At 69.8% G+C, this 20,197-nt stretch carries 16 protein-coding genes and 1 pseudogene; 10 read left to right on the top strand and 7 right to left on the bottom strand.

The window, feature by feature from the left end:
- The first annotated feature begins 766 nt into the window (after positions 1–766).
- From HG543_RS36215 to HG543_RS36200, 4 genes are all read left to right on the top strand, one after another.
- Positions 767–1,516: a hypothetical protein gene (locus HG543_RS36215; protein WP_169349485.1), complete on the top strand. Its 750-nt coding sequence runs from the start codon at positions 767–769 to the stop codon at positions 1,514–1,516.
- Between the two features lie 227 nt (positions 1,517–1,743).
- Positions 1,744–2,703 carry a hypothetical protein gene (locus tag HG543_RS36210; protein ID WP_169349484.1) on the top strand — a complete coding sequence of 320 codons (960 nt, stop codon included), beginning with the start codon at positions 1,744–1,746 and terminating at the stop codon, positions 2,701–2,703.
- 32 nt (positions 2,704–2,735) lie between these two features.
- Positions 2,736–4,241: a hypothetical protein gene (locus HG543_RS36205; RefSeq protein WP_169349483.1), complete on the top strand. Its 1,506-nt coding sequence runs from the start codon at positions 2,736–2,738 to the stop codon at positions 4,239–4,241.
- A 53-nt stretch (positions 4,242–4,294) separates the two neighbouring features.
- The gene (locus tag HG543_RS36200) at positions 4,295–6,622 is read left to right on the top strand and encodes a hypothetical protein (protein ID WP_246357545.1); all 2,328 of its coding nucleotides are present in this window, start codon (positions 4,295–4,297) and stop codon (positions 6,620–6,622) included.
- Between the two features lie 58 nt (positions 6,623–6,680).
- Here the strand turns inward: HG543_RS36200 and HG543_RS36195 are convergent, their stop codons facing one another.
- Positions 6,681–7,670, bottom strand: coding sequence for a WD40 repeat domain-containing protein (locus HG543_RS36195; protein ID WP_169349481.1), 990 nt, complete (start codon positions 7,668–7,670; stop codon positions 6,681–6,683).
- Positions 7,671–8,088: 418 nt separating this feature from the next.
- Here HG543_RS36195 and HG543_RS36190 point away from each other — a divergent pair, with 418 nt between their 5' ends.
- Positions 8,089–9,453: a sigma 54-interacting transcriptional regulator gene (locus HG543_RS36190; RefSeq protein ID WP_169349480.1), complete on the top strand. Its 1,365-nt coding sequence runs from the start codon at positions 8,089–8,091 to the stop codon at positions 9,451–9,453.
- A gap of 4 nt (positions 9,454–9,457) precedes the next feature.
- On the opposite strand, the gene HG543_RS36185 is transcribed toward HG543_RS36190, so the two are convergent.
- Positions 9,458–10,231 carry a M15 family metallopeptidase gene (locus HG543_RS36185; RefSeq protein WP_169349479.1) on the bottom strand — a complete coding sequence of 258 codons (774 nt, stop codon included), beginning with the start codon at positions 10,229–10,231 and terminating at the stop codon, positions 9,458–9,460.
- Positions 10,232–10,369: 138 nt separating this feature from the next.
- Between HG543_RS36185 and HG543_RS36180 the strand changes: the two genes are divergently transcribed.
- Together HG543_RS36180 and HG543_RS36175 are read left to right on the top strand one after the other, a co-directional pair.
- Entirely contained in the window at positions 10,370–11,002 is a 633-nt protein-coding gene (locus HG543_RS36180; protein WP_169349478.1) for a DUF3332 domain-containing protein, read from the top strand.
- Between the two features lie 112 nt (positions 11,003–11,114).
- Positions 11,115–12,176 (top strand): PrsW family intramembrane metalloprotease, encoded by a 1,062-nt coding sequence (locus HG543_RS36175; RefSeq protein ID WP_169349477.1) that lies wholly within the window; start codon positions 11,115–11,117, stop codon positions 12,174–12,176.
- A gap of 13 nt (positions 12,177–12,189) precedes the next feature.
- On the opposite strand, the gene HG543_RS36170 is transcribed toward HG543_RS36175, so the two are convergent.
- Positions 12,190–12,747, bottom strand: a complete 558-nt coding sequence (locus HG543_RS36170) for a hypothetical protein (protein ID WP_169349476.1) — start codon at positions 12,745–12,747, stop codon at positions 12,190–12,192.
- Positions 12,744–14,096 (bottom strand): hypothetical protein, encoded by a 1,353-nt coding sequence (locus HG543_RS36165; protein ID WP_169349475.1) that lies wholly within the window; start codon positions 14,094–14,096, stop codon positions 12,744–12,746. Before HG543_RS36165 ends, HG543_RS36170 begins: the two co-directional genes overlap by 4 nt.
- Before the next feature lie 132 nt (positions 14,097–14,228).
- Between HG543_RS36165 and HG543_RS36160 the strand changes: the two genes are divergently transcribed.
- Both HG543_RS36160 and HG543_RS36155 read left to right on the top strand, forming a co-directional pair.
- Positions 14,229–14,882: a gluconate 2-dehydrogenase subunit 3 family protein gene (locus tag HG543_RS36160; protein ID WP_169349474.1), complete on the top strand. Its 654-nt coding sequence runs from the start codon at positions 14,229–14,231 to the stop codon at positions 14,880–14,882.
- Positions 14,879–16,531: a GMC oxidoreductase gene (locus tag HG543_RS36155; RefSeq protein WP_169349473.1), complete on the top strand. Its 1,653-nt coding sequence runs from the start codon at positions 14,879–14,881 to the stop codon at positions 16,529–16,531. Before HG543_RS36160 ends, HG543_RS36155 begins: the two co-directional genes overlap by 4 nt.
- Before the next feature lie 3 nt (positions 16,532–16,534).
- Here the strand turns inward: HG543_RS36155 and HG543_RS36150 are convergent, their stop codons facing one another.
- Positions 16,535–16,990: a hypothetical protein gene (locus HG543_RS36150; protein ID WP_246357544.1), complete on the bottom strand. Its 456-nt coding sequence runs from the start codon at positions 16,988–16,990 to the stop codon at positions 16,535–16,537.
- Between the two features lie 83 nt (positions 16,991–17,073).
- Between HG543_RS36150 and HG543_RS36145 the strand changes: the two genes are divergently transcribed.
- Positions 17,074–17,505, top strand: a complete 432-nt coding sequence (locus HG543_RS36145) for a hypothetical protein (RefSeq protein WP_169349472.1) — start codon at positions 17,074–17,076, stop codon at positions 17,503–17,505.
- A gap of 62 nt (positions 17,506–17,567) precedes the next feature.
- Here the strand turns inward: HG543_RS36145 and HG543_RS36140 are convergent, their stop codons facing one another.
- A complete protein-coding gene (locus tag HG543_RS36140; RefSeq protein WP_171818074.1) occupies positions 17,568–19,937 on the bottom strand; it encodes a hypothetical protein in 2,370 nt (789 codons plus the stop codon).
- Positions 19,938–19,948: 11 nt separating this feature from the next.
- Positions 19,949–20,197, bottom strand: a pseudogene (locus tag HG543_RS36135) (vWA domain-containing protein); the annotation flags it as partial.

The raw sequence follows: 20,197 nt of genomic DNA, 5'->3' as shown, positions 1-20,197 counted from the left end.
CGGCAGGGGGCTTCGAGGCTTCGGGGACCGTGGCGCAGGAGGTGGCCAGGAGCAGCAGCAGGGAGCGGGTGCGCATGGTGCGGGCGTCCTAGCAGGTCCCCTCCCCTCCGGCCACGCCAGGCGTGTTGTCGGGCGGGCGCCGGCCCCTTCCTCACAGGCCCCTTTCCCAGACGCCATCGCCGCATCCAGGCGTAGTCCGCGCGGCATTGCCCGACATGGGCGACGTGCTCCCATGCAATGCGCGACAACCCGTTTTATCGCCGCGAGCCGTATTGCATTTGAAGAGCACCTGCAAACCATCGTTCAACAGCACATCCACTACCGATTGATTTTTCCAGCCAAAACCCCACTAGACAATCAATGGCAAGCTGGCGCATGGGTATGGCCGCTTGAAGCATCCGCGCCGAAGTCAGCCATTCGAGGAGAGTAGGCGCAGGTCCCCCTGACTCCTGGAGCTCAGGGGAAGCACCGGTCAGTACAAGGAATGCCGAATCACCCGGCGGCGGCGGAATCCATTTCCGGCGCGCGCCCGGGAGGACGTTTTTCTGCTGGGGCCGGCCAGCGTTCGAAGAGACACCCTCCAGAGAAATCCATGCCGCTCGTTCAATCATCCTCGATTTTTTCCCTCTCATTCCTGTTCATGGTGATGGGGCTCACGCCGTTGAGCGCGGGAGCCTCGGAAGCCGCGTCCGCGCGGAGCTCCGCCCTTCCCTCCCTGGGCTTCGACGCCTTGAGCTCGCAATACGTCCAGGAGGTCTCCCTCAACATGTGCAGTTGGGTGGACCGTCCCATCAGCACCACCTGCACCGCGCAGAACCCCCAGGACTTCTGGTCCACGTGGATAAGAGAGAACGCGGTGCCCTGCGAGGCGCCCACCGCGCCACCTCCCTCGACCTACTGGTTCGACCTGTCACCCACGGTGGCGTGCCGCTATGACGGCCACAATGGCTGCCGGATGCAGCAATGGAAGTGGCCGGATGGCCGCTACCTGAGTGGCTGGGGAGAGTCGGTGCTCCACTGCCCCTCGGACCCGGCTCTCTGGGGCCAGTCGCTCTTCACCAAGCCCTTGTTGTCCACCATTTCGGGCCATGTCTTCCTGCAGGTGCCCGGGTTCCTGAGTCACAGCCAGCCCAAGTATGTGCGCGGCCAGGTCAAGATGATGCTGCTGTCGGGGCGGCCCTACTCGGGCAACCTGCCGCACGTCGCCATGTCCGCGACCCTCGCGCTTCAGTCCCTGGGGACCGACAACGTCTGGCGTGACATCGCCACGAAGGTGATTCCCGCCTCCGCCTACTCTTCCGGGCTCGACTATGAGCTGTACGAGGTGGAGTCCCTCGTTCAGCCCTATACCCCGGTCCGGGTGGAGCTGCGCGCCAACACCCTGCCGCCGCTGCGCGTCTCCGATGAGAACTACATCTGGGAGAACTACCGGATTTCGGCGGACATCGTCGACGCACGGCTCATCCTGCCCGACTGCATCCCCGACCAGTCCCGTCCTCCCGGCTACTGCCTGTGATGGAGTGGCTGGCATTGCGCTCCTGCTTCCAAAAGGGAGCCGTGGACGCCGGGCCAGGCGACTGAGGCCGGCGCCGCCGCGAACCCAATCGATGCCTTCTCGGGGCTTCCCTCCACGCGACGCGTGAAGGGAAGCCCACCGATGTGGGCCGTCCCGCGCATCCAGCGCGTCCCGGGCGCGGGCCCGGTCCAGCACTGCACGCAGAAGAACACCCACAAGGAGCAGTCATGAAGATGCGAATCGCCCTCGCGGGGGCGACGTGTGCCCTGTTGCTGGCGCCAGAAGCTCGAGCCGCGGACGTCATCGACCTCATCTCCCCCACCCGATGTGAGCTCCGCTTCAACCGGTTGTTGAACTGTCGCATCAACCCGCTGACGCTGAGCACACCCACCGCGGAGACCGCGGTGCCCCTGCGGACCGCGCTGCGCTCCGTGGTGTCCGGCAACTGTTCCACCCAGTATCCCCTGGAGGCCAAGGCCGAAGCCCCCGGCGCGGCTCCCGTCGTCATTCCCTACCTGCGCGGCACGGAGGTGCAGCTGCGCGGCCCGGGCGGCGCGCCGGTCGGCACGTTCACCCTCAGCGACAACTCCACCTGGACCCCCTCGGCCGTGCTGGACGGCAGCTGCCTCATCAAGCTGGAGGTGCGCTGGAACGAGGTGGACGTCTCCTCCGCGGCCGAGGCGCACGCCCTCATCGCGCAGATCGACTCCGCCATCACCGCCGCGGAGAACCACGCGGCCCGCATGGAGGAGCTCATGCTCTACCAGAAGGCCTATTCCTTCATGCACAGCCTCGCGGACCGGTTCCGTGTGGAGCTGTCCAACGAGACCATGCAGGAGCTGCGCGCGGCGGCGCTCGAATCCGGCCCCGCCCTGGAGTCGATGATTCTCAACTGCGCCGACCTGTCCTTCGAGGAGCGGCTCGCCCTGCTGCGGCTGCACGGCGGCCTCTGGGTGCTCGGCAAGCCCGAGGACTGGCAGCGGCCGGATGGCACCGTCATGACCCTGGAGGACCACCTCGGCCCGAACGCGGCCGAAATCCTCTCGCGGCTGAACGCCATCATCGACCGGCAGACCGAGAACCCGCCCGACTACGAGCAGCTCTACGAGGACGCCGTGACCGAGGTCACCCGGCTCAAGAACAAGAAGCTCCTCGCGCAGGCGCAGCTGGCCCCGTGGCTCCAGTAGCCGTCACCCACTCCCCCAACGAGAGAACCCCCATGAACCCCCATCGTCATCGCAAGGGCCTCGGAGCCGCCCTGGCGCTCCTGGTGACCGGCTGCGGGCAGTCCTCCGCGCCGCCACCGGAGGCGCCTCCCGTGCAGTCGCAAGAGCAGCGCGCGGCGTACACGCCCCAGTTCTGCGCCTTCATACCGAACATCCTCGAGTGCGCGCCGGCCTCCCAGGGGCCCCAGGCCGCCTATGAGCGGATCGCCAACCGGCTGGCGAACACCTGCGGCTCGGACCTCACGTGCCTGTACCAGGTCATCAAGCTGTGGGCGACACCGCCTCAAGATGGGGCCCCCGCCCATGAGCTGCAGGCGTGGCAGGATGCCCAGCAGCAGGCCACCGACTTCTTGAAGAACACCAACAAGAGCGCCGAGGCCCTGCTGGAGAGCCTTCGAGCCCACTCGAACGAGAACAAGAGCTACATCAGGGACCAGGAGCGCGCCATCGCCGCGGCGACGGACCGCGTGAACACCATCGTCCGCAACGCGGAGACGGTGGTGAAGCAGAAGGCCAGCGAGTACAGCGAGCCAGTCGTGCTGGAGGCCGCCGACGTCAAGGCCGGCATGACGCGCCTGGAGGACGTGGTCGCCAGCGCGCGCGCCGGCCTGGAGGCCCTCGGCCCCGAGGTGGTGGCGCTGGCGGACCGGTTCCGCACGTACAAGGGGACCGAGAGCGCCACCACCGCCGAGCTCCACGCGCTGGCCACCCAGGGCTCCGCCGCGAACCTGCAGGGACTGGTGACGGTCCAGCTCGACGCGGTGGCCCTGGCCCAGCAGGAGAGCGGTGAGGCCAGCGAGCTCGTCCTGGAGGCGATGCGGCTGCGCACCCGGTTGGCCCTGCTCCAGGAGGAGTACCTGGAGCAGCTGGAGCCGCTCCAGGAGTTCATCGCGCAGCGCGGGCTGCACATGGGCGACCTGGTCCGCGGAGAGCTACAGATGCTCGGCGGCATCGAGGGCTATTGCGACTCGCGCCGGCGCAAGGTGCTCTCCGCGGTGGACCGGCTGCTGGAGGGCATGAAGCAGCGCCGGGACGCGCTCATCGGGCTGGAGGCGAACGAGGCCACGCGTCAGGCCCTGGCGGACGCCGCGTTCCTCACCGCCTCACAGCGCTTCCTGGATGACGTCACCGCCCGCAGCACCCAGCTGTGGCAGGTGGCGCCCAAGAGCACCCGGCTGAAGCTGTCCTTCCTGTCGGCGAAGTACGACCAGATGGAGTCGTACCTGCAATTCGAGCCCGCCTGCGCGCCGCCGCAGGACGGAGCGCGCTCGTGGCGGGAGGCCGGGTGCGTCGCGATGCGCCGCGACTTCTCGCGCGTGCGCACGTGGATGACGTCCACCCTGCCCGGCACGCTGCGGCTCAACGTGTCGATGATGCGCTCGGCGGGAGGCGTCCCGGCGGCGCTGCTCACGGATGTGGAGGCGAAGCTGGCCGCTGGCCAGCTCAAGGCCGCCGCGGTCGCGCACGACGCGGCGCTGAATGTCTCTGACGGACTGTGAGGCCCGACATGACCTGCCTGCCAGAAACCCACCTCCGCGCCTGGAACTCCTGGATGCGACGCTTCTCCCTGGCCCTCCTCCTCACCCTCCTGGGCGCGCTCCCCGCCCGGGCGGAGCGCTATGAAATCTTCTGGGAGACCGTCTCGTACGTCGGCTCCCGGGGCAGCAACAACAGCGCCATGCTCGTGCGCGAGGGGCTGCCCATGTTCGAGATCAACGTCGTCCCCCTGCCCACCTACACCATTCCCAATGCGTACGCGGTGGCGCGGAACGGGGACCGCTACAACGCCTTCCTGGCGCCGTTCGACTCCGTCCTGCTGCGTCCGGGCAACAACTCCTTCTTCTTCGGTGTCAGCACCCAGGGCGGAGACTCGAACACCTATACGACGGAGCTCGTGAAGCTGAGGCGGCCCGGGCAGCCGCCGATGCCCCTGTTCCACGTCAACCGCGAGGGCACCTCGTACACCGGACGGACGAACGTCAGCTTCGCCCTGCGTGAGCTGAACCCGGGGCTGGCGGACCGCATCGCGGAGCTGGAGCGCACCCTCTCCGAGGACCGGAACAAGCTCATCGGCAACGCGAACTCCATCGCCGACCTGTCCGCGAAGCTGGCGCGGCTCGACAGCCTGGAGGCCGAGCTGGACGCCCTGCTCCAGAAGGGCTTCGACCAGCTGACCGCGGCGGAGCTGGATGCGCTGCTGAGGCGCTACCCGGACGTCCCGAGCAGCACGCGCCGGGCGCTGGTCGCGCTGGTGGACGACCTCAAGAAGAACGTGGAGCAGCTCCGGGCCGAGATTGCCCGCATCACCACCGAGCTGGGCCTGCATGTGGACGAAGCCGTCTCGCTCGTCGAGGCCGCGGTGGCGCAGGCGGGTCACGACCTGGGCTCCCCCGACAGCTTCGAGACGGGCGATGGCCTGGACGACGTGCCGGACGTCACCGTCCCGGAGGTCGTCCCCAACGACGACTTCGACCCGAACAACGACCCGTACGCGGCCTTCGCGCAGCAGGTGATGACCCGCCTGGAACAGCAGATGGGCACCGGCACCGCGACGGACCGGCTGGGCTTCCTGAGCACGGTGCGCAGCTGGCGCACCAACGTGGACGCGATGCGGCGCTCGCTGGAGGCCCGTGCCGCGGTGTCGACCGAGGAGTGGGCCGCGTTCCTCAACGCGCGGCAGAGCGTTGCCTCCTACGTGCTCAACTTCATGGACGAGTCCGGCTGGTTCCTGGACAGCCCCATCCCCCTGGACATGCGCAACCGGCTGGACACGGTGCTCATGGCCCGCACGCCCCAGGCCGCGACCGCCCTCAAGGACGCCCTGGCGGGCTGGGATGCGAACATGACGCCAGAGGAGCGGCTGCTGCTGGACACCATCAATGGCCTGCTCCACGGCGCGGCCGCCGCCATCTTCAGCGTGGACATGAGCGCCCTGTCCGAGCTCACCCGGCTGACCCAGTCCGTCGCCACCGCGGCCGTCGAAGTCACGCGCTTCGCCGTGGGGTTCACCCCGGTGGGCGATGTCCTCGACCTCTGCGAGGCCGTCACCGGCAGGAAGTTCTGCCTGCCGGGCGGAGAGGAGCTGTCCCCCGAGGAGCGCATCGCCTCGGCCCTGGGCGTCGTCATCGGGAGCGGGGCCTTCTGGCATGGCGTCGCGGCCATGGCGCCCGTCCTCGGGCGCGCTGGCAAGGTTCTCGACAACCTGGTGCTGGACCTGGGGGCCGCCGAGGCCAAGCTGCTCCGCGCACGGCTGGGGGAAAGCGCGCTGTCCCACCTGGATGACCTCACGGGGACGCAGATCAAGCACCTGGCGGACACCTACGGCGACAAGTTCATCACGGACTTCGCGCCCAGGGTGGGCGGCGGCGCGCTCGTGAAGGTCACCGGTCTGGACATCTACCTCCCCATCTGGAACACGAAGGTCCGTGACACCCTCTTCGTGAAGAACCTCGGGGGAACGGTGCGCAGCCTGCCGTCGATGAAGGGCATGATTCTGGAGGAGGTCCAGCTGCTGCTCTCCCAGAAGGGCTTCATCAAGCATTCACCCGACCCCGCACAGGAGGTCTGGACGCACGCGGACGGCTCCATCATCCGAATCGCCCCCAACGGCACCCCAGGCCGTCCCCGGCCGCACCTCAAGAAGGAGGTGGCGCACACTCCCGGCAAGTGGGATGACGCGGACATCGCCTGCAAGGTGACGGACTCCAACGTGCTGGTGCCCCAGGGCCAGAAGGAGGCCCGCGCGGGCTTCAACCGGTGGTTCCGCGAGGCCATGACCGCCAAGTCCAAGGGCGCCACCGCCCGGGACCTGAACACCAGCGAGGCCGCCATGCTGGAGCAGATCTGGGCGGATGCCTCTCACGTCGACCTGGACCCGTGACAGCAGGACCGGCGGAGGCGCACCGCGCGCCTCCGCCGGGTTTCCGCCGGCGGGACTCTCAGGGAACCACGCTCCAGAGTCCCACGGTGCCGTCTCCCTGGCCCCAGGCAATCCAGCGGCCATCCGGAGAGAAGAGCGCGTCGCTCGTCTGCGATTCGTTGTCATCCCCGGCGCGGAACAGCAGCTCGCCCGTGTCGGAGCGGTGGACGCCGAAGCCGCGGCCGTCACGCGAGGCCACGAGCAGCGCGCCATCCGGGCTGAAGTCCAGGTTGCACGCTCCGGCGCCGAAGCCCGGAAGCGTCCGCGCGACGCGGCGCGACTCCACGTCCACCACGACGACTTCATCCATGTTTCCGCCCACGACGAGCAGGGGCCGCGTGGGATGGAAGGCGACGCTCCAGGCGAAGGGCGTATCGATGGGCAGCTGTCCCAGCCTGGCGCCCGTGGCCGTGTCCCAGAGCCAGACGCTGCCCTGGAGCGTCTCGGAGGACGAGACGGCCGCCGCCACGAGCCGGCCGTCGGGGGAGAAGACACAGGCGTCGGACGAGAAGTCCGGCCCCATGCCCTCCAGCGCGTGCGCCACGCGCCAGGTCTTCACGTCCCACAGCAGGGCCCTGCCGCCGCCCAGCAGCGCCAGCAGGGAGCCATCCCTGGAGGCGCAGAGCGCGGAAATGGGCTGGGACAGGGGCGCCTGGAGCTGGAACGCGCCGTCTCGCGCGGACAGCCCCACGAGCCGCTGCCGCCAGGGCTCCGGGGCCTCCGGGTCCGGGATGCCCGCCCCGACGACGAGGTCCCCGCCCGCCGCCAGGGCGGCCGGAGCGGGCTCGAGCGGCATCTCCACGGTGCACCGGGGAGCGTCGGACTCCCCCGCGAGGTCCCACCAGCACAGCCGGGCCCCCGCCTTGTCCTTCGCGACCAGCAGGTGGCTCCCGGGCGCGAAGCCGAGCTGCTGTCCCGAGATGAAGGGAATCCGCCGCGCGCCCAGCTGGCGGACCCGCTTCAGGTGCGTGGCATTGTCCGGAACGATGGCGTCGGGTTGATGAGCCATTCACACTCACTAGAGGCAGGTGCCGGTGCTCTGGTCGGGGATGCAGTCCGGAAGGATGAGGCGTCCTTCCATGACGTCGAGCTCACGGTGGTGGATTCGTGGTTCGGATCATCGTCGGACGTGACGACGCCGGGCAAGGAATCCGAGCACGGTTGCTCGAAGCGGCGCCCGCGCAGGTGGACAGCCGCCCGGTGTATGGAGACCGTCCCGTGTGTGCCCGGCCCGTCGGCCCGAACGGTGACAACGCGCCAGCGCCCCGCGTGACGGCGTGCGGCACCGGCCGGGACGGCGGGAGGCGGAGGGCGGTTCGTGCCGCGCGTCAACCCCCCAGAAGAGGCTCGGCTGCCTGCCCGGGGGCCGTTGCAGGGACACAGGAAGTCACCATGCGACGTGAAGCCGTCTAGAATCCCCCGCCGTCATGTCCGCCCTTCCGCCAGTTCCCATTCCCTCCCACACCGTCGTCGGCGCCCGGGCGCAGGGAGAGCGGCTCTCCGCGCAGCAGTTCCATCTCGTGCTGCTCGACACCGAGCGGGCCGGCACCGTCTTCCCGCTGGCCAACGAGGCGCTCAGTGTGGGGAAGGCGCCGGACAACGACGTCGTCATCGACCACCCCACGGTGAGCCGCAACCACCTGGTGGTGCGCCGCCAGGGCGACCGCTTCCTGGTGCAGGACCTGGGCTCCACCAACGGCACCTTCCTGGACGGCGCCCAGGTGCGCGAGGCGTACCTGCGTCCCGGCGCGCTGCTGGAGGTGGGCGATGTGCGCCTGCGCTTCAGCCCGCAGATGTCTCCCGTCCAGGTGGAGCCCACCGCGGAGGACCGGCTGGGCGACCTCGTGGGGCGCAGCCTGCCCATGCGGCAGATCTTCGCGCTGCTCCAGCGGATTGCCCCCACCGACTCCACGGTGTTGCTGGTGGGCGAGACGGGCTCGGGCAAGGGCGCGGCCGCGAAGGCCATCCACAAGCTGAGCCCGCGCGCGCCGGGGCCGCTGGTGGTGTTCGACTGCGCGAGCGTGTCCGATTCGCTCATCGAGAGCGAGCTGTTCGGTCACGAGAAGGGCGCCTTCACCGGGGCGGTGGGGCAGCGCATCGGGTGCCTGGAGCGGGCCAACGGCGGCACCCTGTTCCTGGATGAAATCGACGACCTCGCGATGGACCTCCAGCCCAAGCTGCTGCGCGCCATCGAGGACCGCGAGTTTCGCCGGCTGGGCTCGTCGTCGCCCATCTCCTTCGACGCGCGCATCGTGGTGGCGAGCAAGAAGGACCTGTGGGCGGAGACGCAGGCGGGACGGTTCCGCGAGGACCTGTACTTCCGGCTCTCCGTCTTCACGTTCAGCCTGCCGGCGCTGAGAGACCGCAAGGAGGACATCCCGCTGCTGGTGGATGCCTTCGCGGGCGAGGGCCTGTGGGGGCGGCTGCCGGAGAAGATTCGCGAGCAGTTCACCGGGCACACGTGGCCGGGCAACGTGCGCGAGCTGCGCAACGCGCTGGAGCGCGCGCGGCACATGGTGGACATCCCGGAGCTGGCCGGGGACACGCTGCTGCGCGAGTTCACCCGCGAGGCCCCCGCCGCCGCGGGCGACTTCCTGCCCGTGGAGTTCACCGGCCCGTTCAAGGTCTGCAAGGACGAGCTGATTCGCGCCTTCGAGCGCGAGTACCTCACCCGGCTCCTGGGCCGCGCCAAGGGCAACATCGCCCGCGCCGCCCGCGAGGCCGAGCTGGACCGCAAGCACCTCTACTCGCTGCTCCACAAGTACGGGCTGGTGCAGAGCGAGGGGGACTGAGCCTTCAGCGCACCGCGCACGCCGGGTCCAACAGCTCCGGCCGGTACTCGAAGTGCATCGTGTCGTAGTGGTACCAGCGGCCGCCCCAGATGAAGCCTTCGGCCTCGAAGGCGTCCACGACGGACTGGGGCACGCTGTTGCGCCAGCGCACCGGCTGCTTCGGCTTTTGCCACTCCCAGTAGTGTGAGCGCGCGACGTTGAGGTCGATGGACACGCCGTAGGAGTGCGCGCTCTGCCGGTTCGTGTTGGCGATCTTCCGCCAGTTGAACGTGCCCCCCAGGTTCGTCAGGAACGGCTTCAGCGACGCATCCTTCGCGAGCAGCGCCTCCAGCCTCGCGGCCACGCGCTGGAACGCGGGCGCCACCTTGCGGTGCACGTTCAGTTCCTGCCCCAGGAAGCGGATGGGCACCACGTCCACCTTCTTCGCGGACGCGCCGTAGGCCGCATGGAAGAGCGGGTCGAAGCGGATGCGCCCGGGGTCCTCGTCCTCCCGAGTCACCGGCGCTATCGGCCCCGTGCGATACGGAATGGACAGCGTGTCCTCCAGGTCCGGCGCCTCCAGCTTCTGCGCGAAGGACTTCTCGCGCCCGTCATCGAACGGGTACGTGCTCCCATCCGGCAGCCCGAAGCCCCAGCCTGAATCCAGGCGCACCGGGCTCAGCACCGGGTACCACTTCGCCAGACACGCCAGCGTCGCGGGGGGCGGCTCCACCGGAACGCCCGCGTCCGGCACGGCCATCAGCACACCGAGCAGCACGAAGACGGCACCCGAGCTCATTCCAGCCCTCCTCCACGAATCACACGGAACTGCCGAACAGCGGACGCAGCCACGAAGAAGCCGTGACATGCGCGGACGCCATGGCATCGTGGCGCCGCACTCGCAGTCCAGCCAACCCCCCAAGGAGGGTGTTCCCCCATGAAGCGTCCGTCCCCCTGGCTCGCCGTGGCGTGCGCCGCTTTCTTCTCCGTCCATGCGACGGGGTGCTTCGGCCAGTTCAAGCTCACGCAGGCCATCTGGAACTTCAACAAGAACGTCTCTGGCAACAAGTTCGTCCAGTGGCTGGTGTTCCTGCTGATGGTCATCGTGCCCGTCTACGGCATCGGCACGCTCGTCGATGCCCTCGTCATCAACAGCATCGAGTTCTGGACCGGCAGCAACCCCGTGTCGAGCGCCGACGGCGTCGACAACAACACCCGCATCGTCAAGCTCTCCCCCACCGACACGCTCAAGCTCTCCCGCGAGGCGAGCGGCGTCATGCGCATGGAGCTGCAGCGCGAGGGCCAGGAGACCCTCGTTCGCTACTTCGAGCCGCTCGACAACGGCATGGTCGTCCGTGACGACGCCGGCGCGATGCTCCTCCAGGCCCAGGAGGCCACCGACGGCGCCGTCTCCGTGACGGACGCCTCCGGCTCCACCCTCACCGTCCACTCGAGCGAGGCCGTCGCCCTCGCCCGCCGCGTCTACGAGGAGGGCGGTGCCGTGGCCCTCACCCAGCACGCCATGGCGCAGACCACCCTGTCCCAGGGCCTCGCCTGCGTGACCCCGTAAGCATCGCACGACCGCGGAGCGCTCCGGCCGAAGAGGCAGGAGCGCTTCGTGGCCCGGGTGGCCCGTCCGACCCATCCCGTCGGTCCCCTGCCCCCTGCTACCGTACGCGGCCATGTCCGTGCTGCTGCTCGGGGGTTCGGCGGTCGTCCCGTCGCTGTTGCTCTTCTGGTACGTCTACGCGCGCGACAAGCGCCCCGAGCCGCACGGCCTGCTGCTGCGCACCTTCCTCCTCGGCGCCGTCATCTGCGCCCCCGTCGTCCCCACGGCCATGGCGCTCCAGTCGCTCGGCGAGCCCTTCGCCGACGGCGTCTGGGGCTCCGCGCTGGTGCGCGCCTTCCTCGGCGCCGCCATTCCCGAGGAGCTCTTCAAGTTCCTCGTCCTCTACGGCTACGTCTGGCGCAAGCCCGCCTTCGACGAGCCGCTCGACGGCGTGGTGTACGGCGCCACCGCCTCGCTCGGCTTCGCCACGCTGGAGAACATCCTCTACGTCGGCGAGCACGGCTTCGAGGTGGCCGTCCTCCGCGCCCTCACCGCCGTGCCCGGTCATGCCTTCACGGGCGTGGTGATGGGCGCCTTCGTCGGCCGCGCGAAGCTCGCCGCGCCCCAGCAGCGCTTCGGCCTGCTCGCCGCCGGGCTCGGCTGGGCCACCCTGCTCCACGGCGCCTACGACACCTTCCTGATGACCAACACCGGGTACGCCGTGCTCGCCTTCGGCGTGCTCCTCATCGAGGTGCAGTGGGGCCGCAAGCTCTACCGCCTGCTCCAGTCCGAGCAGCTCGCCCACATGGCCGCGCCCGCCCTCGTCTCCAACGACGTCCTCGTGGCCCGGGAGGCGCTGGTGATGCAAGGCCCCTCCGGCATCCAGGTCGCCACCGCGAGCGCCGTGCTCGTGAACTCGGAGCGCTGGGAGGCTCCACCGCGCCACCTCCGTCCCGAGGCCCCACGGCGCACGGCGGGCTCGTGGATGAAGCTCTTCATCGGAGGCCTGGGGCTGACCGCGGGGAGCCTGTGGCTGCTCGGGCTCGCCGCCGCCATGGCCGACGACACCTTCCAGGGCGCGGCGGACTCCATCGGCTGGGGAATCCTGTGGGCCGGCTCCCTGGCCATCATCGGCTTCTTCTTCTGGCTGTTCCGCTCGGGACTGCGAGAGCCCACGGCCCTCCCCGAGCGGTGACAGCCGTCCCGCGCTACGGAGCCGGAACGCCCGCGTCCAGCATCTCTCCCGGCTCCGGACCGAAGCTCGCGTCCAGCGCCGTGGCCTTGAAGGTGCCCTCCAGGTTGCGGCCGGCGCCGTAGCCCTCGCCCTTCTTGAAGGACATGGAGAAGTTCCCGCGCGTCGCCTCGCCCGGGCTGCCACCCTCCTCCAGCTCCAGGTCGCCCTTCTCCACCGGAGCGAACACGCGCGCCGGCTCACCCGCGTTCAGGTGCACCACCGAGGCCCGCGCCTGTCCCGACGGCGTCAGGCCCGCGAGGTTCACCTTCGCGCCGGGCCGCAGCTCCAGCCCCTCGGTGGCCACCGTGAGCCGCGCCACCAGGTCCACGTCCAGCGCGTTGTTCCGGTAGTAGCTCACCTGCAGCGCCTCGGCGTTGCGCAGCACCTCCACGCGGGAGATGTCCCCCAGCGGGAAGAGCTCCGACACGCTGCCGGCCAGCTCGTTGTCCGACAGTCCGCACGCCGTCAGGCCCGCGCCGAAGGTCAGCGCCGCCAGCCCCGCTGCCGCCAGTGCCCGGACCGCCCGGCTCATTTCTCCACCGCGAGCTTCAGAGTGCCCTTGTCCGTCGCCACCACCGGCGCCCGGTACAGGACGACGCGCTTGCCGTCGGACAGGTAGGCCAGCTTCGGGGACCAGCCGCCGCCCGCGTCCACCAGCGTCTCGCGCCAGATGCCGCCGATGCGCGTGGACACCACCAGCTCGTCGTCCCCCGTGTTGCAGGACGTCTCGTTGCGGCCCGACTCCAGCGCGCAGTTGTAGTACGCGATGGACGGCTCATGGGTGCGCGGGTCGAACGCCAGCGACGGGTACCAGCCGCCCGTGCCGCTGTTGAACACCGGGTCCGGCGTGGTCCAGTCCCCTACCGCCGCGCACTTCGTCCCCGAACTCTCGTCGCACTCGATGAACGTGAGCGCGTTGTTGTTCCGGTTCAGCACCGCGATGCCGAAGCCCACCGTGGCGTCGTACGCCATGGAGGCGCCGAGCTGCGTGTTGGGAACGCTCTGCACCCGTACCGGCGGCGTCCAGGTGGCGCCGTCCGCGTTGCGGCGCTGGAAGACGACGTCCACGCCGGTGGCCTGCGCGCCCAGCTCCGCCGTGTCATGGACCACCGCGGGCTGGTTGCCCGCCATGATGATGGAGGCGTGCGCGCCCCAACCCTGCTTGTCGTTCCCGCCCGGTGCCAGCACGCGGTGCTGCCACGCCGTGGGGCCGCCCGACGCCAGCTCCAGGTCGCTCCCGGCCCAGTCCTGCTGCGGGGATTGACCCCGGTGCCCATCCCGGTAGACGACCAGCGCCTGGTTGCCGGCGAAGACCATGGAGGAGTTGAGCCCCACCAGCCAGCCACCGTCGCTCACGATGTTGCCCGCCACCGCCTGGTTGGACATCGTCACCGCGATGCGCTCGGTCCACGTGCCGTTGGCGTTCCGGTACGACACCGCCATGTCGCTCTGGTACCAGAACGTCGAGTCGTCCGGCCCGCCGTCGCGCCGGCCACCGAGATAGCTCACCGCGGGCTGACCATTGGGCCCGAAGGCCACGGACACGCCGTACACGCGCTGCACCTTGGCCACCGCCTCCGCCGGCCTCAGCGAGCCGCCGTTGAACTCGCGGTAGCGCAGCTCGTAGTCGGGCGCGTTCTCCGTCACGGTGTTCAGCCGGACGAAGTACGCCATGCCGATACGGTTCTCCGGGCCAATGGCCATGGCGATGGAGGAAATCGGGTCGAACTCACTCGGGTCCGCGTCCACCACCAACTGGGTGAAGGGCGAGTTCTGGTTCGGGTTCTCGTCCGGCTTCGGCCCCGCGTCCGGGTTGGTCGGGCTGTCCTTGCCGCATCCCAGCGCCAGCGCCAGACCCAGTGTCCAGGCGTGCCGTCTCATGTGCCTCTCCTTGCGTTGTCGGCTTGCACGTCGTTCCCCGCATCCTACGCCACCGCGCCGTCATGGCGAGCAGCCGAGCGGGTTTCATCTCCAGCGCGGAGCACGGCTCGCTGCGCTAGGCTCGCGGGCTCCATGTCACGCGCGCGTCCTCCCCGCAGTCGCCTGTCCCGGCGTTCATTCATCCAGCGGGCCACCTTCCTCGGCGGCGGCGTGGTGCTGCTCGGCCCCGCCTGCAAGCGCTCCGATGAGAAGCCCAAGGCCCCGCCCACGGATACTGGCCCGCTGGGCACCACGCCCGGCGGCCAGGCGCTGCGCACCTTCTCCTCCTTCGAGTACGCCGTGGTGGCCGCCGCCACCGAGCGCATCCTCCCCAAGGACGAGGACCCGGGCGCGCTCGACGCGGACGTGCCCGTCTACATCGACCGCATCCTCCAGACACCGGCGCTGGAGCCCGTGCGCGACGACTTTGTCGGCGGCGTGGCCGCGCTGGAGCGCCGCGCGAACCGCATGTTCCAGAAGGGCTTCGCCGCCCTCACCCCCGAACAGCAGGACGAGCTGCTCACCCTCTTCAAGGACAGCCCGCCCCGTAGCGCCGAGGCCCACTTCTTCGAGCTGCTCACGGTGATGACGCTGGAGGGCTTCCTCGGGGACCCGTCCTACGGCGGCAACAAGGGCAAGGTGGGCTGGCGTCTCATGGGGTTCGACACCATTGGCACCGTCGCCATGGCGCCCCCGGAGGGCCATGACGGCCCGAAGTGCCTGCGCGAGTGCGGAGTCCACAAGTGAGCCTGCCCGAGGTCGACGTCTGCATCATCGGCAGCGGCGCGGGCGGCGCGCCCATGGCGCTGGAGCTGGGCCGCGCCGGCTTCAAGGTCGTGCTGCTGGAGAAGGGGCGCCACTACCGCCCCCAGGACTTCATCCACGACGAAATCCTCAACAGCCGCCGCAACTTCTTCATGCCGCTGCCGTGGGAGGAGCCGCACCTGGTGCGCCAGGGCGCGAAGGGCCGCTACGAGCGCTCCACCGCGGCGTGGACGGCCAACTGCGTGGGTGGCGGCACGGTGCACATGAGCGGCTTCTTCTACCGGCTCAAACCGGTGGACTTCCGCCTGCGCTCCACGCTGGGCGCCATTCCCGGCAGCACCGTGGCGGACTGGCCCATCTCCTACGAGGAACTTGCGCCCTTCTACGACAGGGCCGAGGCCGAGCTGGGCGTGTCCGGCGAGGCCGTGCCCCACCCCTTCGCCGAGCCCCGCTCCAGCCCCTATCCGCTGCCGCCGCTGGACGTGCACCCGGTGGCGGGTGAAATCGACAAGGCCTGCAAGGGCCTGGGCTGGCACTCGCTGCCCACCGCGCGCGGCATCCTCAGCCGCCCGTATCGCGGACGCGCGCCGTGCTCGTACTGCGCACTGTGCGGCAGCTACGGCTGCGAGATGGGCGCCAAGAGCAGCACCCACGCCAGCCTCATCCCCGCCGCGCTCGCCACCGGCAACGTGGAGCTGCGCCCCGGCTGCATGGCGCGCACCGTGGAGGTGGACAAGCAGGGCCGCGCGAAGAGCGTCGTCTACCTCGACGCGAATGGCGTGGCGCAAGAGCAGCCCGCGAAGGTGGTGGTGGTGTCCTGCACCGCCGTGGAGAGCGCGCGGCTGCTCCTCAACTCCACCTCCAGCCGCTTCCCGCGCGGGCTGGCCAACGGCAGCGGGCTGGTGGGGAAGAACCTCATCTTCAGCTCCTTCGGCGAGTCGCACGCCACCTTCCGCGTGTCGAAGCACGCCGAGGCGCGCCCGTGGCTGAAGGACCCGTCGCCCTTCGTCAACCGCAGCGTCCAGGACTTCTACCTCCTGCCCGACGCGCGCTTCGGCTTCCGCAAGGGCGGCACGCTGGGCTTCATGTGGACGCACCCCAACCCCATCCACGCGGCGGTGGGGCTGGCGGGCACCGGCAGGACGGCCGTCTTCGGCAAGGCGCTGAAAGACAGGATGCGGGACTACCGCGACTCGCGCATCCTCCAGTTCGAGGTCTACGCCGAGTACCTCCCCACGCCCGGCAGCTACGTGAGCGTGTCCGATGAGGTGAAGGACAAGTACGGCATCCCCGTGGCCGCCATCACCGTGGAGCGCCACCCCATGGACCTGGCCGCCACGCGCTTCCTCGTGGAGCGCGGCGAGGAAATCCTCCTGCGGTTGGATCCGGACGACGTGCGGCGCGTGAGCACCAGCGGCGAGACGACCATCCTCCAGCACGGCACCTGCCGCTTCGGCAACGACGCGGCGACGTCCGTGCTGGACAAGCACTGCCGGGCCCACGAGGTGCCCAACCTCTACGTGGTGGACGGCAGCTTCATGCCCACCGGCGGCAGCGTGCCGTCCACGCTCACCATCACCGCCAACAGCTTCCGCGTGGCGCACCACCTGGTGCGCTCGCTGAAGGGCTGAGCGCTACCGGACGCGCAGGGGCGTCACGTCCACCTTCACCACGTACTTCGCCTGCATGTCGGACTCGAACTCGATGAGGTGGTCGCCCACGCCGGTGACGTCCGCCTCGCGGGTGAACTCGCCGAACTCCTCCATCTGGTCGAGCACCGCGCGCCCGTCCGCCGCCTGGCGCGTGCGCGCGCGGCAGCCCTCCTCGTGGAAGAGCACCACCGTCTCCTGGCCCGCCGCGGACACCTCTTCCAGGTAGAAGCTCACCTTGACGGTGGAGGCCTCCGGAATCTGCACGATGAACTGGCCGCGTCCCGGGAAGCGCCCCTCCGCGTAGCTCTCCGAGCCGAGGATGCAGCCGGCCACGCGGTTGCACACGGGCCAGGCCGCGTCGCATGCATCCTTCACGCGCGGGCCGATGAAGTCGTCGCGCGAGTCGCCACATCCCACCGCGAGCATCGCGAGAAGCAACCCCGCCGCCCTCTGGGCGCTGCGGTGAAACACTGTTACAAACGACTTCATCATCTGACCCTCAATTCGAGGAGTGGACGTCCATGCGACTGCGTACCCGGTGGCTCCCCATCATCTTCTTCGCCCTCGCCGGTTGTGGGAACGAGACGGAGATTCCGAAGGAGCCCTCGCTCTTCACGGACCGCGACGAGATGGCCTTCAATCGCGAGTTCGGCAGCGGCACCTTCGTCGGGCAGGTGGGCTACAACTCGCTCCTCCTGGAGAACCGCGGCGAGGGCACGCTGGAAATCACGGACATCGCCCTGTCCGGCCCCTCGCAGTTCAAGCTGGTGCTCCCCGATGGCTTCACCCCCGGCACTCCGATGCCGCTGGAGACGTACAAGCGCGCCTTCGTCACGGTGGAGTTCCGCCCCACCGACGACGTGGAGTACCGGGGCACGCTGACCATCAAGTCCAACTCGGCCAACGCGGCGGAGAAGGTCATCACCCTCAACGGCGTGGGCGTGAATCCCTGAAGCATCGGGGCCCTCGGGCCCCAGCGGCGGGAGCCGAAGCTCCCGCCGTACCGCCGCCGCGCTCATGGCTGGCGGGTGAAGGCGCAGCCCCCGGTGTAGATGGGGAGCACCCCACCGTCCGGCAGCGGCGTGCCACCGTCCTGCACCGGCGCCGGGCAGGACACGCTGACTCCGCCGTCCGCCGTGTAGGTGGTGGGGTAGTCCGCGTAGCCGGTGCGCAGCGTGTACTCCACGCGCTCGTAGTCGGTGCGCTCCGACGCGGAGACGTCCACGCGCATCGTGCCGCCGCGGACGAAGCGCCGCTCCAGGCAGCCGCAAGCGAACGGCGCCAGGGTGACGACGGTGGAGCCCGGCCGCTCCTCCAGCATGTACTGCGGCTGGAGGCTGTTGACCGAGGCGCCGGCCGGCGTATGCCAGGCGCGCAGCGCGTCCGAGCGGTAGCCCAGCGTCAGCGGCAGGTTGCGGCTGCCCCGCGTCACTGGCGTGCAGGCCCCGCCGTCCCTCACGTCCCCGTCGCAGAAGGTGAGGTCCAGCGCGATGCCGTGCGGCGTGCCGCCATCCGGCAGCTTCGCCACCTCCCACTGCACCATCCACGCGAGGTCCTCGGGCGCCCCCCGGGGCGGGAGTTGGAACTGGAACGAGTCGACGTCCGTGGGCACCGCGTCGTAGTCCCCGGGCGCGCGCACGCCCAGGCCATTGTCGCGGTCATTGCCGCTGCGCAGCCGGCCGTGGCCGTGGGACAGCTGGCCACTCACCGCGGCGTTGATCTCCGGGAAGGGGAAGTCATCGCCCGGCTGGAGCGAGGTCGGCACCGGCTGGTCCGAGCCGGTGGCCTGCTGCCGCGTCACCTCGTCCGAGTCCTCCGTCTCCCAGCTCACCTCCAGCCGGTAGTCGCGGTCATCCGCCCAGTTGGAGCCCTCGTCCTGGACGAGGAAGTAGTAGAGGAGCGCGGAGTCGTGCCTCGGCACCGGCAGCACGCCGCGGAAGTTGCTCAGGTTGGTGAAGCGCGGGTTGTCCGCTGCCTCCTCACGGTGCGAGTGCAGGCACATGGGCGTCGGGATGTCCGTGCGGGTGCAGTAGCCCTCCATCAGCTGGCGCGCCTCCGGGTTCTCTCCGAAGTCTCTGGGGCAGGCGCTCGCGTCGTTGAGGCAGTTGTCGCGCCACTCGGAGACGGCCCCCTTGGACACCAGGGTGAACACCTGCACCATGCGGTCCGGCGTGTCCGGCAGCGCCGGGAAGCGCCCGCCCGTGCCCAGTGGCACCAGCCGGTAGCGCAGCACCGTCGGGCCGCTGTTGTACGCGGGCAGCCGCACCGAGTACCAGTCGCGGTCCGGCCGGTAGCCCAAGCGGCCGGTGAAGGACGTCGTCGCCTGCGGGGTGCCGGGCGTGGCGGTGTTGAAGTCGCGCGCCGTGGCGTCCTGCACGCGGTCATTGCCATTGCCCGTGCGGTCCTGCACGTCCTCCTCGTCCAGCACGCGCACCTCCACCTCGTAGCGCTGGCGCAGGTCTCCCTGGGCGGTGTCCCTGTCGTTGGTGCCGCGGTAGCCCTTCACCACCAGCATCCACGTGCCCGCCTGCCTCACCTTGCGCGCGGTGGCCAGCTCGGCGCCGCGCCTCTGGGGCGGCGACTGGCCCTCGTCCTCCTTCTCCGAGAAGCCCGGGCGTCGCAGCTCGTAGGACAGGCGCCAGTTGGGCATGAAGTCCTGGTCGGGCGCGTGGAGGCGCACGTACGCCACCTTCCCCGCCTGCAGGCTGAAGGTGTAGTGGTCCACGTCGTTGTCCGTGGCCAGGTAGCCCGTGGCGGTGCCCGTCTCAACCCCATTGCTCGCGGAGAGCGTCAGCGGCGTGGCCGTGTCGTAGGTGTTGTTGGGCTCCTGCGTGTCCGGGTTCTGCTCGATGCGCACCGTCAGCCGGTACGGGCTGCGCGCGTCGTAGTTGGGCCGGTTGGGCACGTCCGGCGCATCCTGCACCAGCACCAGCAGCGTCTTGCCGCCCAGGTCGTCGCGCAGCGGCAGCACCATGTCCACCGGACGCGGCGCGCCCTGGCCGTGCTTGTCCTCCTTCTTCACCAGCGCGCCCTCGCCGCCCGTGGGCAGCGGCCCCAGCACGGTGACGGACAGGTTCACCGCGGTGCTGGACGCCAGGTAGGCGCCGTTGACGTTCAGCAGCGTGCGCGCGTTCGCGTTCGCCGGCAGCACGATGCGGTACCAGTCCTGGTCCCCCGCCTTCACCTCGCCCGTCTGCACGAGGAAGCGGTCCAGCTGCTCGCCGGGCTTCAGCTCGCACTCGGGCAGTGACAGCGCCTCCTCGCGGCTGTTGCAGAGGTCCTCGACGGGCGTGTTGGTGCCCCCGTCGGTATCGTCGTCTCCTCCGGATTTACAGGCGACGAGGGCGAAGAGCGCGAGCGTCAGCAGTCGGGCGGGAGTGGACATGGGGGTGGTTCTCAAGGCGTCTGGGGCTCGTCCACGCGGCCGGGGCAGCCGTCGATGAACTGCTCGGGTTCCACGCGGATGATGCCGTCGGCGGGTGACTTGATGCCGCCCACCGGGTAGCGCACGGTGTCCACGCGCACGGTGCGCACCAGCGTGCGCGCGGTGGGGTCGTCCGCGGGCACCATGGCCACGGACAGGGCCAGGTCGTTGTAGCCGGCCCCTCGCAACACCACCCCCGCGTCGTCCGGGTGGGCCTGGGT

Origin of the sequence: Pyxidicoccus fallax (genome assembly GCF_012933655.1) — a bacterium.
Classification (GTDB): Bacteria; Myxococcota; Myxococcia; order Myxococcales; family Myxococcaceae; genus Myxococcus; species Myxococcus fallax.
This window is presented reverse-complemented; position numbering and strand designations above follow the sequence as displayed.